The sequence below is a fragment of the Chryseobacterium sp. LAM-KRS1 genome (assembly GCF_013184525.1).
Classification (GTDB): domain Bacteria; phylum Bacteroidota; class Bacteroidia; order Flavobacteriales; family Weeksellaceae; genus Chryseobacterium; species Chryseobacterium proteolyticum.
On the sequence record NZ_JAAOIZ010000003.1, the window covers coordinates 316,082 to 330,918 of the forward strand.

Below are 14,837 nucleotides of genomic sequence, written 5' to 3' on the forward strand. Positions count from 1 at the left end.
AAAAGTACTATTTTTTCAGATACTGTTTACCATAAAAAAAAGTGCCCGGTAAACCGGAACACTTTCGTAATTAAAACTATATGAATCTCCCCTAAAAATACTTCCTGCAGGTATACTCCACACTGGTATTTAAAAGTTTATTTTTATTCAGATAATGCTCAAGCTGCCGGCAATCATCTGAGTCTGCATTAATGTACAACTGTACTGAACCAAAATTACGTCCCTCTATATATTCCACATTGGCAGATAACACCCTGTGACAAATTCCGAACTGGTTATAAATGACATTCAGAATGTTTTCAAACTTCATTTTGCCATTTAATTCTATTTCCAGTATTAATTCTTTTTTTGGCAGGTTAATTTTATTTTGTAAAACCTGCAGGTTCGGATTTGGTGTTATCATCACTCAACTTTTTTTGGTTAGACTACTTTGATTTCACATTTTCTTATTGCGTTAAATCTTTAGCAAAAATATAAAAAAATATTAGTCCACCAAATTAGTAGACTAATATTTTTCAATTTTAACATAAAAAAAGAGAAGCTCTTCACTTCTCCTTATTTTTACAACTGTTTTATTCTTTCCAATTTATCTGAGGCAGCCAATCCATTAGGATTACAACCGGGTTCTCCTTCAGGTACTTTCAGTTTCTTTTTTTCATAGAATTCTTCCCAGAACAGGTTGATCTTTCCTGTCTTAGGATCAATAAATGTCATCGGCTCCAGCTTAAAAATATGATACTCTCTAAATGCTCTTTCAATAAAATCCGAACAATAATAGGAATTGTCATCCAGAATATAATTGAAATTATACGGTTTCCCGATCATTGATTCAGCTTTAGCAATAGCAGACGGAATGGTATATTGATAATTCTCTTTTAGCCGGTACACCACAATATTTTGCTGATCCTTCACCTGAGCCTTTACAAAATTTTTAAGGGACTGTTTTTGAGATCCTCCTTCAGGCGCTGCATGCAATACAAAAAATGCATTACCTTCTTTTTTCAGAATACCGATATGATCAAAAGAAGCATTTTTTTGCTTTTGTGTTACATTATTGATCGCTCCCGACAAACCGGACTCTTTTGCCGTTACAAAAAGTAAGTCCCCATTTTTAAGATCTCCATTTTTAATGCTTTTGCATGCTGATATCAGAAATAAAAGAACAATGCATACAACAGGATAAACCGGGTTATTTTTTAAAATTTGATTCATAACATTCAATCCAGTCTTCGACGGTCATTTTTTTACTTAGCTCAGCAATTAGTTCAAAAGGAATATCCTCCATTTTTTTAAAACGGATACAGGATTTCCCCATATCAAGCTTTTTCGTTGAATGCTTCGGAAATTCTTCAACAAACCACTCCAGAAGATCCGGCTTCGAGTAGATTCCCATATGATAGAGTGCAATAAAATTCTTTTGGGAAGCCAGGCTGATAAACGGAAGAGGTGATCCGGGTGTACAATGGTATCCGGCGGGATAAGTTTCCAACGGAACGCCCCACCCTACCATTCCATAACCAGTATTGCTACTAAAGCCTTTGGGTAAATTATTGTTTACAGCATCAAACAGTTTTTTAAAAGCCTCTTTCCTTTCTTCAGGAATCCGGGCGATATACTCTTCTATAGAGGTTGTATGGATTTGCATATTCGTTCAGTTTTATCAGTTTCCAAAATAACAAAATTAAAAGACAACTTCATATCATTATATATCAAATAAAAAAAGGCAGTCATTCTCATAACTGCCTTTCTTTATAATCTACATTAAGGATCTATTGTTTGATAGCCTTTACTGTTGTTTTTGAACCGTCTTTAAATTGAATATTCACAAAATACAATCCTGAATTCAATGTATTTAAATTGATTTCTTTCGTCGGATTTTCAATTGTTTTCACCAACCTTCCTGCCACATCCGTAACCGTAACAGCTTTAACATCTTTGGTATCTGAAATATACAATACATCTTTGAAAGGATTCGGATGAACATTCACCGTTTTTTTGTTTGCGTTTACTTCAGAAGTGCTTAGTTGTGCAGATTCTACCGTAAAGTTGTCAACAAAGAAATTATAATCCGGAGCATCATCTACTGTTCCGTCCGTTCCATAAAAGGCAAAGACTGTATTTGCACTGGTGTTACTTACCAGATCATAAGAATAATTAGTCGATACATTAGTAGCCGGGCTGTTTACATCCCAAGTCTTCAATATATTCCAAGTACTTCCACCATCATTGGAGACCATAAAATGTATTATATCATCAGAACCCATTGGAGAAGAAGCAGTTCCTGAATAGGTTGTTGCTCCGTAATCAAATTTTACTTTGTAACCACCTGCTGAAAGATCAAATGGTACTGTTTTTAGCCATCCTGTGCTATTTGTCGTGTAAAGATTGATTCTTATGGAACCTGTGGTCCCTACATTTAAAAATCCATCCTGCACCCAATATGTTGTAGATCCCGTAGGGCCTGTTGTAGGGGTACCTCCGGAAAGATTATTTGCCCAGCAATTTCCAGGTATAGAATCAAAAGTGTTTGTATACGGAGGTATCATTGCTCCGCATAAGGTTGTAAAAGTACCACCAATTGACCATCCGCTCTGGCTTGTTGCCGTTGTACAATTCGTTCTCACCCAATAATAATAGGTTGTTGATGAAGACAAGCTTCCAATAGTGGTTGATGTTCCGGTAACTCCCGTAATATTCGGAGTTGTAGCACTTGTAGGAGGCGTGTTTGTTGTACTGTAATACACATCATAACTTGCTGCTGTTGTTGTCGGAGGAATTGTCCACGAAACCTGCGCTGAATTTGAAGTAAGTGTTCCTACAGGCTGAAGCGTCGGAGCCGAACAATCTGTGAAAGCATCCGCTGAAAACGCAAAAATATTCGAAATTCCTGAGCCGGCACTTTTCGCAACGGTTATGCTCTGTATCGGTTTCGTAACATTTGCCGCATCAATGGTAAGTACGGATTGATATAATCTGGGATTTGTCGTACTGGATTCCAATGCGTTATTTGTCCTGTTAATCCTTCCGATTCCCTGGATGGCATAATTCGATCCCCCATACCAATCCGAAAGGGCAAGGCCTGAAAATACCTGAGTAGTATTATCTGTAAAAGTTACCGTAGCACTTACGGTAGATGTTCCACTACCACTTGTTGAAAGCATGTACAGTTTAAAAGCCGCCTTGGGAGTTCCAAAAACCAAAGTTCCGGACTGGCCTATGGTCGCAAGCCTTAAAGAGTTATTTCCACTTAGATCTCCCAGCTGATAGCTGAGGCCCGGTGTACTTCCCACTACGGAATTGATAATTCCATTTACAGGAATTCCATAATTAATAGGGGTACTTGAGGAAGTAAGCTGGAAGTCCCTTGCCACAAATGCAAAGGAAACCCCATCTACATCCATTGTTGTAGACGTCATGGATGAACCTATCCCATTCGCAATAACATCTGCAGTATATCCTGATTGTACAGGCATTGTTTGAAAGTTTTGAGCCATCGCATCTGACCCGAAAAACAGAGCACACGTACTTAATGCTCCAAAAAGTAGATTTATTTTCATAGTATTTAACATTAGCTCAGTAAATTTATAAAAAAATCAACACAAAACAACTTTATTTAAACAATATATAATAATTTAATATTATAATATACATAATCAACAATAATTAAAATAAAAATTAAAAACAATCATCAATACTAAAATTAAATAAATATTGAAAAGACAATCAGGGGATTATAGATTTTAACCTCAAAGAACAATTTAATGCATGAAATATAATTATATAGTGTTCCTTATAATTTTAATATTGAAAAATTAAGTGTTATTTTTGCCATACAAATTTTTCAAACAATGCCGAATATATCAAACAGAGCACAACATATGCCGCCATCGCCGGTAAGAAAGCTGGTTCCTTTTTCTCTTCAAGCAAAGCAGAAAGGAATTAAAGTATATCACCTTAATATCGGACAACCGGATATTGAAACTCCGGAAACGGCTTTAAATGCTTTAAAAAATATTGATTTAAAAGTATTGGAATATGCTCTTTCTGAAGGAAACCTGGAATATAGAAAAGCACTTACAGACTATTATCATTCTTTGGGGTTTGCGGATCTCACTCCTGATAATTTCATTGTAACCAACGGAGGTTCTGAAGCATTAAATTTTGCCATTTCCACATTATGTGACGATGGAGACGAAGTTATTATCCCTGAGCCTTACTATGCCAATTACAATGGATTTGCAAGCACATTCAATGTCAACGTTGTAGCTGTTCCATCGACTATAGAAACAGGCTTTGCTTTACCTCCAATTGAAGAATTCGAGAAAAAGATCACTGAAAAAACAAGAGCTATCGTTATCTGCAATCCCGGAAACCCAACCGGATACCTTTATACCCGTGAAGAGCTCCAGAAGCTGGCAGAAATTGCTTTAAAATATGATATCGTTGTAATTTCCGATGAAGTATACAGGGAATATGTATATGATGGGAAACAGCAGGTATCTATGCTTTCTTTTCCGGAATTAAGTGAAAACTGCATCATTATAGACTCAGAATCAAAGAGATATTCCATGTGTGGTGTAAGAATCGGCTGTATGATTACGCGTTCAAAAAAAATACACGATGCAGCAATGCTATTTGCACAGGCCAGATTAAGTCCTGTTCTTTTAGGACAAATTGCAGCTACAGCTGCACACCACAATGACGGAGCATATATCCGCGCGGTAAGAGAGGAATATACCCACAGAAGAAACGTTTTGGTGGATCTGTTAAATGCTATTCCCGGAGTAATCTGTCCTAAACCGAAAGGAGCCTTCTATTGTGTGGCACAACTTCCTGTAGATGACACTGAGAAATTCGCTCAATGGTTGCTGGAAAAGTTTTCGCTCAATAAAGAAACAATCATGGTAGCACCGGCAGGTGGTTTCTATAGCGATCCTGAACTGGGTAAAAAACAGGTAAGAATTGCTTATGTACTAAAAGAGCAGGATTTAAGAAGAAGTGTTGAAATTCTAAAAGAAGCACTAAAACAATATAAATTAGAGTTCAATCTATAAATAACACAATGTCAGCAGTAAGAAATTTCGTTTTGAGAATATTATTTTCAATGTTTTTATTGCTGACATTTTTTTCATGCTCCCAAAAGGAGAAAAAAGCTCCTGTTCCACAAAATCCTAATGAAATCACTTTCATAAGCGTTTCAAATATTGGTGGCATTCTTGGAGACTACAGGATTATAAAAGTTACTAAAGATTCCATTTCCTTAGAAAAAGGCACCACAGCAAAAAAGACACACCAATACTGGAGCTCTTCAATGCATGCTAACAAATGGAAGCATCTGGTTTCAAGTCTTGACGTACGAACCCTGAACAGCATTAAAAGCTCTCCCAGCGCCCAATCGGTAGATGGAGTTGACGAAACTTTTCAGATCAGGACACCGAAAAAGGCACATGTCTACGTGAATGCTTATCAGGACACGATTCATTATTCCCAACTGCAAACTCTTAAAAACAGAATAGAAGAGATTCTTCCTAAAGAATACCAACAAGCCTATGCACGATAATTTTTCCCTAAAACCCTACAATACCTTTGGCGTTGAAGCGAAAGCAAAATATTTTACAGAAGTAACAACCATTGATGAGCTCAAAGAAGCAATCCTATTCTCAAGATCTCATTCTTTACCGCTCTTATTTTTGGGCGGCGGAAGTAACGTTTTACTTACAAAAGATTTTGATGGTCTTGTAATCCTTCTCAATCTGAAAGGGATAACTGAAAAAAATCAGGACGAAAACAATATCCTGGTAACAGCAAATGCTGGTGAAAACTGGCATGGGTTTGTCATGTACTGTCTGAATAATAATTATGGCGGACTGGAAAATCTATCTTTAATCCCGGGAAATGTGGGTACCTCTCCCATGCAGAATATCGGCGCTTACGGAACTGAAATAAAAGACATCTTCGTTCAATGCTCTGTCCTGAACCTGGAAACCCTTGCAGTTGAAATATTTGATCTGGAACAGTGCCGGTTCGGCTACAGGGATTCTATTTTCAAACAAGAAGGAAAAGGAAAATATGTGATTCTGGACGTAACGTTCAGGCTGACAACGAAAAATCATATCATCAAAACTGAATATGGTGCAATTACAGGAGAACTGGAGAAATTAAACATTAAAAATCCTACCATACAGGATGTTTCCAATGCTGTGATCAATATCAGACAAAGCAAACTTCCAGATCCTAAACTGATCGGAAATGCAGGCAGTTTTTTTAAAAATCCGACAATTCCGAAATCCCAGTTTGAAGACCTTAAACTAAAATTCGAAAATATTCAGGGATATCCTAATGGAGATCAGGTAAAAGTTCCCGCAGGATGGCTGATTGAGCAATGCGGATGGAAAGGTAAGCAAATAGGAAACGTAGCTTCACATCGATTACAATCGCTTGTTATCATTAACGCTACAGGAAATGCTACAGGAAAAGAAATTTATGATTTCTCCACATTAATCATTAACTCTGTAAAGGAAAAGTTTGGAATAGAGCTGGAGAGAGAAGTAAATATCATATAAAATAGAAAAACTAATTACAAAAAACAATATTTTCGTTTAGAATAAAAAAAGCACAATATGAAAATAGCCATTCTAGGAGCAGGAAATATGGGGTTATCATTTTCAAAATCTTTCCTGAAATATGAGTTGATAAAACCTGCAGATCTGCATCTGATTACAAGAAACGAATCTAAATTTGCCAAAATATCGGAAGAATTTCCCCATTCAAAAATTTCTACGTTCGATGATGTTAGGGAGCTGGATGCTGATCTTATTATTATGGCTGTAAAGCCACAGGACTTTCAGAATGTGGTGGATAAGATTCAATTTACTATTAAAGAAAATCAGATGATTTTATCCATTATGGCCGGAATTAAAATACAGAAGATTCAGAAATTATTAAACCATCGCATGGTGGTCAGAGCGATGCCTAACTCCCCCACTCTTTTAGGAATGGGCATTACGGGATATACCTCCGCGGAAGGTATTTCTTTCAGCCAGCTTATTATTATTGAAAGGCTTCTCAACAGCACAGGAAGATCGGTTTATTTGGAAGACGAAGAACTATTGGACGGTGTAACCGCTTTATCCGGAAGTGGTCCTGCTTATTTTTATTACATTGTTGATGCAATGATTAAAGCCGGTGTAGAAATGGGAATTGATGAAAACCTCTCTAAACTTTTCGTTAAACAAACCATGTTGGGCGCCTACCATCTGATGAATAACTCCGAAAAAAGCCTTGAAGAATTAATAAAAGATGTTGCCTCGAAAGGAGGTACTACCGAAGCAGCTCTAAAGACTTTTGAAGAAAAAGGATTAAAGGAAGCTATCGGGAAAGGGATTCTAAATGCAGAAAATCGCGCTAAAGAACTAAACGGCTAAATCCACTACATAAGGTACAGTAAAAATAGTGTTCGAGGTATAATAATAAGCCTCTGCAATTTCTTTACCCTCAATTGCAGATTTATTCATTTCAAAAACATTAAATTTGTATGTTAATCTAATGTAATGAAATACGTTCTACTTACGCTCATTTCAGCGATGCTGCTGTCCATATCATGGCCAACTTACGGGATTCCGTTTTTTATTTTCTTTGCTCTTGTTCCTCTCCTTATGATGGAACATGGCGTTTCTAAATTTTCAAGCTTTAACAGAAAAAGCTGGGTAGTTTTCGGACTTTCCTACCTATGTTTTGTGATCTGGAATATTGTGACAACAGGATGGCTGTACGGTTCAAGAAACCCGGATGGCAGTCATTCATTATTGGCCGTTGTATTTCCTGTTCTCGTCAATTCATTTTTATACTCCCTGATGTTCCAATGTTACCATTGGTATAAAAATGCACAGGGAACCTACTGGGGATTTGCATTTCTTATCGCTATCTGGATGGGATTTGAGAAATTTCATATGAGCTGGGAACTTACATGGCCATGGCTTAATCTCGGCAATGCATTTTCCGATTATCCGAAATTAATCCAGTGGTATGATACCCTGGGAGCTACAGGAGGCAGCTTCTGGATCCTGATCGTCAACCTTTTTATTTTTTATACCATAAGGACTTGGGAAGCAGGACGCAAAAGAAAAGATCTTATCAAAAATACATCGATTGCCGTAGCTATAATCGTCATTCCAATGATTATTTCAATAATTAAGTATAATAATTTTGATGAAAAACCGACAGGCCAGGTAAATGTTTTATTACTCCAACCCGATCTTGATCCATATGCAGAAAAATATTCGACGGACAGCCTGACAATAGAAAATGATCTTCTTGGTCTTGCGGAGAGAAACTCCAAAGGTAAGATTGATTATTATATTGCTCCGGAAACAGCACTTCCGGGAAGAGGATCCATTTCGGAAACTGCTTTTGAAAAAAGCGTACTTCTGAATAACATAAAAGACTTTCTCTCCAAACATCAAGGTTCTGTTTTTGCTACCGGAATTTCTTCGCACCGTTTTTACCTGAATCAGAACAATCTTCCTAAGGAAGCTTATCAGATCAATCGGGGACTGTGGGTTTCCAGCTACAATTCAGCCATTCAGGTAATTCCCAATCAAAAAGTAGAAGTCTATCACAAAGGCAAATTAGTTCCCGGTGTGGAAATATTTCCCTACATGAATGTTTTAAAGCCTATTTTGGGAGATGCCATGCTCAACCTTGGAGGAACCGTAGCATCATTGGGTATAGACAAAGAAAGGGTAGCCTTTTCAAACCCTTACAATAAAGGAAAACTGGCTCCTATTATTTGTTATGAAAGTATCTACGGAGAGTTTGTTACGGATTATGTGAGAAAAGGGGCTAACTTTTTAGCCATTATGACCAACGACTCCTGGTGGGGTGTTACAGAAGGGCATAAGCAACTTTTGTCTTATGCCAAATTAAGAGCCATTGAAACCCGTAGAGAAATTGCCCGCGCAGCCAATAGTGGAATTTCAGCACACATTGATGCAAGAGGAGAAATTGTTGCCGACACTTTCTACGGAGATAAAACTACTTTATTTGCGAAAGTGAATCTGTATGATCAACAGACTTTTTATACAAGAACAGGGGACCTTTTATCAAGAATTTCGATTTTTGCACTAGGCTTCTTGCTTTTCTATTTTTTAATTAAAAAAGTTCAGAGCAGATTTCAAAAAAAATAAAATTTAATTGACTAAAACGGGAAGCTTTTGAGCTTCCCGATAGCCGTCCCTCCGCTTTAATATATCGAAGATCCGACACAAACAAATACAAACAATAAAAAGAAAAACCAGCTGGACATCTGGTTTTTCCCGGTTAATAAAACGTTCAATTATTTAATGATAAGTTTTTTAGCAGTCCATTGATCCTTTATTTTTACTTTCAGAAAATAAATCCCTTTTGGGAAATCAGACAGATTTACAGACTGATCCACATTCTTTTTTACAGTCAACTTTCTTCCGTCTACTGAATACATTTCAACATCAGTAATTTGCTTTCCTTTAATAAATACTTTTTCCGAAGCAGGATTAGGGTATATTAAAAACTCATCATCTTTAATAATATCCTGAGTTCTCAAGGTTCCTTCTGCAGAAGGATCTGAATATACTCCTGAGGCATCTATTGATCTTACGCTCCAATATACATTCTGAATGGATGGGTCAAGATCTAAGAACCATGAGGACGTTGTTATTACATATCGGGCCACATCATGAGCTCCGGGAGTCTTTCCAACTTTGATTTCGTACCGCAAAGCATTTACAGGCGTCTTATCATCACCTGCTCCACTCCATGAGAAATTAAATTTGTTACCGTTTCTGGTAAGATTCAGATTTACAGGAGGCGAAGGTTTTAGGTTTGTTTCCGCAGAAACATTTTTGAAGATCTTAGTTAATGAGGGCATTCCCGGATCTGCCCAATCAAATCCGGACAATACAACATCAAGATGATGATCATTGTTATAGTCAAGTAAATGCACAAAACCAGGGCCTCCCAAAGTATGTAAACCTGCTGTTATATTTTCAGTAAATGTTTGACCGGCTGGATTAAATAAAAACACTTTAACCAAAGCATTATTATTTTCATCATTTCCAGACAGTATAAAATCATAATACCCGTCATTATTCAGATCCCCTGTTGCCAGGGATGGCTCTGAAAACTCCGGAATGTCAAGTTGCTGAAGACTAAAATGGCCGGTACCATCATTCATCAGCACACCAAGATATCCCTCATAATTTTCATCCTGAGCAGCTACCACAATATCCTGATAACCGTCTGCATTAAAATCGGCAAATTCAAGCTTTCCGTTTGCTAAAGATAAAAGCGTCTGAGACAGGGTAAGGACCCCTGAATTATTGAGATAAACCCTGAATAGCGGATTACTATTGATATCATATCCCAAAATTACCATATCCAGCAACTGATCATTATTCAGATCCACCATTTTAAAACTGCTGTTTTGTGTGCCTTCCATCCAACCCGGAATCAAAAGAAATCCATTCCCTGTATTCTGATAATAATCCAATTTATTAACGAAACCTGTCCCGCTAATGTATTGCGCTCCATTAATAGCATAATCCTGCCGGCCATCATGATTAAAATCGAAAACTTCCATTGAACCATATACCTTACCGGGAAGCTCAGCTTCCTTAACAAATCCCGAACCGGTATTGCGGAACCGGTAATGTTTGTAATTAACGATATCCATATAACTTAAGCCAGTAGAAATAATATCAGCAAGCCCATCATTATTATAATCAATAAATTTGATATCTCCCAGATGAGTAACATCTACTCCCAGATTATCATAGGAAGTCATTGTAGTACCGTTATTCTTATATATTTCATTGAATGAAGTATCCGCACTACCATCTCCATCTGTGTCTATTGCTCCATTAACGACTATGTCCTGAAAACCATCTCCATTAATATCCGCCACATCACAGGATGAATAATAAAAATTCTTCATATCCGTTTGTACTTCAGAAAAATTTTGTGCCATTATACCGACCGGTAACATAGATAGTAAAACATAGACCTTCTTCATGTTATTTTTATTTAGATTAATTAAAAACAAAGATATATGATAAATTTATCTAATGTTATGATCTTTACATGAAATATATCAGTTCCCGCTCTCTGTCAGGAATCAGCTGTTATATAAGGTAATCTTCAATATTATTAATCAAGATGTTATTTGTAAATATTTTCTAAAAGATTTGCCTATCTAAAAAATTCTTCGTTATTTTGCAACCTCAAATATTATACAAATAAGAACATCGAGATATGTCAAGAATTTGCCAAATAACAGGAAAGCGTGCAATGGTTGGTAACAACGTTTCTCACGCTAATAACAAAACGAAGCGTCGTTTTGAAATTAACTTATTGGAGAAGAAGTTTTACCTTCCGGAGCAAGATAAGCACGTAACACTGAAAGTATCAGCTCATGGATTGAGAGTGATTAACAAGATTGGAATCGAAGAAGCTCTTGAAAGAGCTGTAAGAAACGGATTGATTAAAAAGTAATTGAATCATGGCAAAAAAAGGAAACAGAGTTCAAGTAATCCTTGAATGTACAGAGCACAAAGAAAGCGGTATGGCAGGAATGTCTAGATACATTTCTACTAAAAATAAAAAGAACACTACAGAAAGATTAGAGCTTAAAAAGTATAATCCTGTTCTTAAGAAATATACTCTTCATAAAGAAATCAAGTAATTTATAAAATATAATTTACCATGGCAAAAAAAGTAGTAGCAACCCTACAAAGCGGTCAGTCAAAAAAAATGACTAAAGTTGTGAAAATGGTGAAGTCATCTAAATCAGGTGCTTACGTTTTCGAAGAAAAAGTAATGAATGCAGACGAAGTTGATGGTTATTTGAAAAAATAATCCCCTACTTTATTTACAATATAAAAACTACTCAAAATATGAGTAGTTTTTTTGCTTATTACATATTTTAAGTTAAAACAACTTATTTTAGTAAAAAAATATTGATGAAAAATTTCATTTTATGTACATTCCTACTACTTATAGCTAGCTGCAATAGTAGAAAAGCATCAACAGCAGAGAAAAGTAAAACAGGAATACAGCTCATTGTATTAGGAAATGTTCAGGACGCAGGTTCTCCTCAATTAGGATGCAACAAAGAATGCTGTAAAGACCTTTGGAAAAATCCTGATTTAAAACGAAAGATCATATCCATGGGAGTAATGGATCATCAATACCAAAAAAACTATCTTCTTGATGCCAGTCCTGATATTTCTTCTCAGTTACAACTACTGCAACAAGAACATACAACACCAAAAATAATTGATGGGATCTTCATAACGCATGCTCATATAGGACATTATACAGGTTTAATGTATCTGGGAAAAGAAGGTGCATCCACACAAAATATTCCCGTCTATGCAATGCCCAAATTAACAGGATTTTTAAATAACAACGGACCATGGTCGCAATTGGTGACTCAAAAAAATATTGTGGTTAACGAAATGCAAAATGAGCATCCTGTTACCTTAAGCCCTAATCTAAAAATCACCCCTATTCAGGTCCCTCACCGTGATGAGTTTTCAGAAACGGTTGGTTTTTTGATCGAAGGTCCTGAAAAAAAAGCGTTGTTTATTCCTGATATTGATAAATGGGGGAAATGGAAATACAATATTACGGACTTCATAAAAAAGGTGGATTACGCTTTTATTGATGCAACATTTTACAATGCCACAGAGCTTAATAACCGGGATATTTCAACCATTCCTCATCCCCTCGTTGAAGAAAGCATGCAATTGTTTAACAATTTAAGCACGGAGTATAAAAAGAGGGTATATTTCATCCATTTTAATCACACCAATAAACTATTAAATCCGGAGAGCAACGAAACTAAGACTGTCATTAAAAACGGATATAATATTGCAAGAATGGGTGATATTGTAGCATTATAATTTCATATATATGATGTTTTAAAACCGCTGTAATAAGCTTAGCCAAAAAAGACAGCTTTCAGGAAGTTTTTTTGTTATCTTTGCTCACCAGATGATTTAATACAATTGGATATGAAAAAGATTGTTGTTCTGGTTTTTACGTCAATGTTCCTTTTTTCATTCAGTCAAAACACAATGAATAATATAGAATATAAAAATTCAGAAAATGTTTTCCCGATAAAAGGACTCTCCCAATCTGTAAGCATAGATTGCGGATCATCAAAAATGATCCTTTTATCCGGACAGGTTCCCCTGGATGCCAAAGGAAATTTAGTAGGGATGGATAACGTAGAAAAGCAAACGGAACAAATCTTTAAAAATATCGAGAGCATTTTAAAAGAATATGGAGGAACCACGAAAGATATTATCAAGCTTGGAATTTTCATTACAGATATTTCCAAGACTCCAGACTTCAGAAAAGTCAGAGATCGGTATATCCATCTTCAGAATCCTCCCGTAAGCAGCCTTGTGGAAGTAAGCAAACTCTTCAGAGATGACGTGCTTATCGAAGTGGAAGCAACTGCAGTTATTAAAAAAAATAAATAAGAACGGAACTATGAGTTGGTTTAAAAATATTTTCAAAAAAGAAGAAAAGGAAACTTTAGATAAAGGATTGGAAAAATCCAGCCAGGGTTTCTTTGAAAAAATAACAAAAGCCGTAGTCGGTAAAAGCACCGTAGATGATGAAGTATTAGATGACCTCGAAGAAATACTAATTGCTTCGGATGTTGGTGCATCCACAACGATCAAGATCATTCAGAGAATTGAAGAACGTGTTGCCAGAGACAAATATGTGAATGTAGGTGAACTCGATAAAATTCTTCGTGAAGAAATATCCAACTTACTTCTCGAAAATCCGCATGCAGGAACCGGAAATATTGATACATCAAAAAAGCCATATGTTATTATGGTTGTCGGTGTAAACGGAGTCGGAAAAACAACAACTATCGGAAAACTGGCCCATCAGTTTAAGTCGGAAGGCAAAAAGGTAGTTTTGGGAGCCGGAGACACTTTTAGAGCTGCAGCTGTGGATCAGCTGACCATTTGGAGTGAAAGAGTCGGCGTACCTATTGTAAAGCAGGAAATGGGTTCCGATCCTGCCTCCGTAGCTTTTGATACCGTTCAAAGTGCAGTTGCCCAAGGAGCCGATGTTGTGATCATTGATACGGCAGGAAGGCTCCACAATAAAGTGAACTTAATGAACGAACTTTCAAAGATCAAAAGAGTAATGCAAAAGGTGATTCCTGATGCTCCTCATGAGATTCTTTTAGTTCTTGACGGTTCTACCGGTCAAAACGCATTTGAGCAGGCAAAACAGTTTACAGCAGCCACAGAAGTAAACGCTTTAGCCGTTACAAAATTAGATGGAACAGCCAAAGGAGGAGTGGTTATAGGCATTTCTGATCAGTTTCAGATTCCAGTGAAATACATAGGGGTTGGGGAGAAAATGCAGGATTTGCAATTGTTTAATGGTACGGAATTTGTTGACTCATTCTTCAAGAAGAGATGATTTATATCATATTCTTCCTGAATTTGCAAAACACATTTCATATATATTAACAATTAAAATTTAAAACTATGGGAATTTTAACTTGGATCATTTTTGGTCTTATCGCAGGTGCAATAGCTAAACTTATTATGCCTGGAACACAAGGTGGTGGTTGGCTTATGACCATTATACTAGGAATCGTTGGAGCTTTCGTAGGTGGATTTGTTGGAAGTTTAATCGGCTGGGGAACAGTTGAAAACTTTGACTTCAGAAGCATGTTATTAGCAGTGGGAGGTTCACTTATCGTCCTTTGGATTTTTGGAATGGCCTCAAAGAAAAGCTAAAAAAATATTTTATCAAAAATTAAAAGA

At 36.5% G+C, this 14,837-nt stretch carries 17 protein-coding genes; 12 read left to right on the forward strand and 5 right to left on the reverse strand.

Features of this window, described 5'->3' with window-relative positions; translation table 11 throughout:
* Positions 1-91 precede the first annotated feature (91 nt).
* The 4 genes from G9C87_RS08965 to G9C87_RS08980 form a co-directional block, all read right to left on the reverse strand.
* The gene (locus G9C87_RS08965) at positions 92-403 is read right to left on the reverse strand and encodes an NIL domain-containing protein (protein ID WP_172280263.1); all 312 of its coding nucleotides are present in this window, start codon (positions 401-403) and stop codon (positions 92-94) included.
* Positions 404-561: 158 nt separating this feature from the next.
* Positions 562-1,212 carry a YiiX/YebB-like N1pC/P60 family cysteine hydrolase gene (locus tag G9C87_RS08970; protein WP_172280265.1) on the reverse strand — a complete coding sequence of 217 codons (651 nt, stop codon included), beginning with the start codon at positions 1,210-1,212 and terminating at the stop codon, positions 562-564.
* Positions 1,190-1,645 (reverse strand): DUF1801 domain-containing protein, encoded by a 456-nt coding sequence (locus G9C87_RS08975; protein ID WP_172280266.1) that lies wholly within the window; start codon positions 1,643-1,645, stop codon positions 1,190-1,192. The genes G9C87_RS08970 and G9C87_RS08975 overlap by 23 nt, the downstream gene beginning before the upstream one ends.
* A gap of 124 nt (positions 1,646-1,769) precedes the next feature.
* Positions 1,770-3,557: a T9SS type A sorting domain-containing protein gene (locus G9C87_RS08980; RefSeq protein ID WP_172280268.1), complete on the reverse strand. Its 1,788-nt coding sequence runs from the start codon at positions 3,555-3,557 to the stop codon at positions 1,770-1,772.
* A 291-nt stretch (positions 3,558-3,848) separates the two neighbouring features.
* Here G9C87_RS08980 and G9C87_RS08985 point away from each other — a divergent pair, with 291 nt between their 5' ends.
* From G9C87_RS08985 to lnt, 5 genes are all read left to right on the forward strand, one after another.
* Complete coding sequence (locus G9C87_RS08985; protein ID WP_172280270.1) at positions 3,849-5,054, forward strand: pyridoxal phosphate-dependent aminotransferase; 1,206 nt, start codon at positions 3,849-3,851, stop codon at positions 5,052-5,054.
* 8 nt (positions 5,055-5,062) lie between these two features.
* Positions 5,063-5,560: a hypothetical protein gene (locus G9C87_RS08990; RefSeq protein WP_172280272.1), complete on the forward strand. Its 498-nt coding sequence runs from the start codon at positions 5,063-5,065 to the stop codon at positions 5,558-5,560.
* On the forward strand, positions 5,550-6,563 hold the full coding sequence (gene murB / locus G9C87_RS08995) for a UDP-N-acetylmuramate dehydrogenase (protein ID WP_172280274.1): 1,014 nt from the start codon (positions 5,550-5,552) through the stop codon (positions 6,561-6,563). The genes G9C87_RS08990 and murB overlap by 11 nt, the downstream gene beginning before the upstream one ends.
* 57 nt (positions 6,564-6,620) lie before the next feature.
* Positions 6,621-7,424: a pyrroline-5-carboxylate reductase gene (gene proC / locus G9C87_RS09000; protein WP_172280276.1), complete on the forward strand. Its 804-nt coding sequence runs from the start codon at positions 6,621-6,623 to the stop codon at positions 7,422-7,424.
* Between the two features lie 126 nt (positions 7,425-7,550).
* Positions 7,551-9,185, forward strand: a complete 1,635-nt coding sequence (gene lnt / locus G9C87_RS09005; protein WP_172280278.1) for an apolipoprotein N-acyltransferase — start codon at positions 7,551-7,553, stop codon at positions 9,183-9,185.
* A 149-nt stretch (positions 9,186-9,334) separates the two neighbouring features.
* Here lnt and G9C87_RS09010 read toward each other — a convergent pair whose 3' ends face one another.
* On the reverse strand, positions 9,335-11,047 hold the full coding sequence (locus G9C87_RS09010) for a T9SS type A sorting domain-containing protein (RefSeq protein WP_172280280.1): 1,713 nt from the start codon (positions 11,045-11,047) through the stop codon (positions 9,335-9,337).
* Positions 11,048-11,286: 239 nt separating this feature from the next.
* On the opposite strand from G9C87_RS09010, the gene rpmB reads away from it, so the two are divergent.
* From rpmB to G9C87_RS09045, 7 genes are all read left to right on the forward strand, one after another.
* Positions 11,287-11,526, forward strand: coding sequence for a 50S ribosomal protein L28 (rpmB, locus tag G9C87_RS09015; protein ID WP_007841810.1), 240 nt, complete (start codon positions 11,287-11,289; stop codon positions 11,524-11,526).
* 7 nt (positions 11,527-11,533) lie between these two features.
* Positions 11,534-11,716: a 50S ribosomal protein L33 gene (rpmG, locus tag G9C87_RS09020; protein WP_034683820.1), complete on the forward strand. Its 183-nt coding sequence runs from the start codon at positions 11,534-11,536 to the stop codon at positions 11,714-11,716.
* Between the two features lie 20 nt (positions 11,717-11,736).
* Positions 11,737-11,889: a DUF4295 domain-containing protein gene (locus G9C87_RS09025; RefSeq protein WP_002976755.1), complete on the forward strand. Its 153-nt coding sequence runs from the start codon at positions 11,737-11,739 to the stop codon at positions 11,887-11,889.
* Positions 11,890-11,993: 104 nt separating this feature from the next.
* Positions 11,994-12,938 (forward strand): MBL fold metallo-hydrolase, encoded by a 945-nt coding sequence (locus G9C87_RS09030; RefSeq protein WP_172280281.1) that lies wholly within the window; start codon positions 11,994-11,996, stop codon positions 12,936-12,938.
* Between the two features lie 111 nt (positions 12,939-13,049).
* Positions 13,050-13,523: a RidA family protein gene (locus G9C87_RS09035; protein WP_172280283.1), complete on the forward strand. Its 474-nt coding sequence runs from the start codon at positions 13,050-13,052 to the stop codon at positions 13,521-13,523.
* 10 nt (positions 13,524-13,533) lie between these two features.
* Positions 13,534-14,487 (forward strand): signal recognition particle-docking protein FtsY, encoded by a 954-nt coding sequence (gene ftsY, locus G9C87_RS09040; RefSeq protein ID WP_172280285.1) that lies wholly within the window; start codon positions 13,534-13,536, stop codon positions 14,485-14,487.
* Between the two features lie 68 nt (positions 14,488-14,555).
* Positions 14,556-14,810: a GlsB/YeaQ/YmgE family stress response membrane protein gene (locus G9C87_RS09045; protein ID WP_089027653.1), complete on the forward strand. Its 255-nt coding sequence runs from the start codon at positions 14,556-14,558 to the stop codon at positions 14,808-14,810.
* The last annotated feature ends 27 nt before the right edge of the window (positions 14,811-14,837 follow it).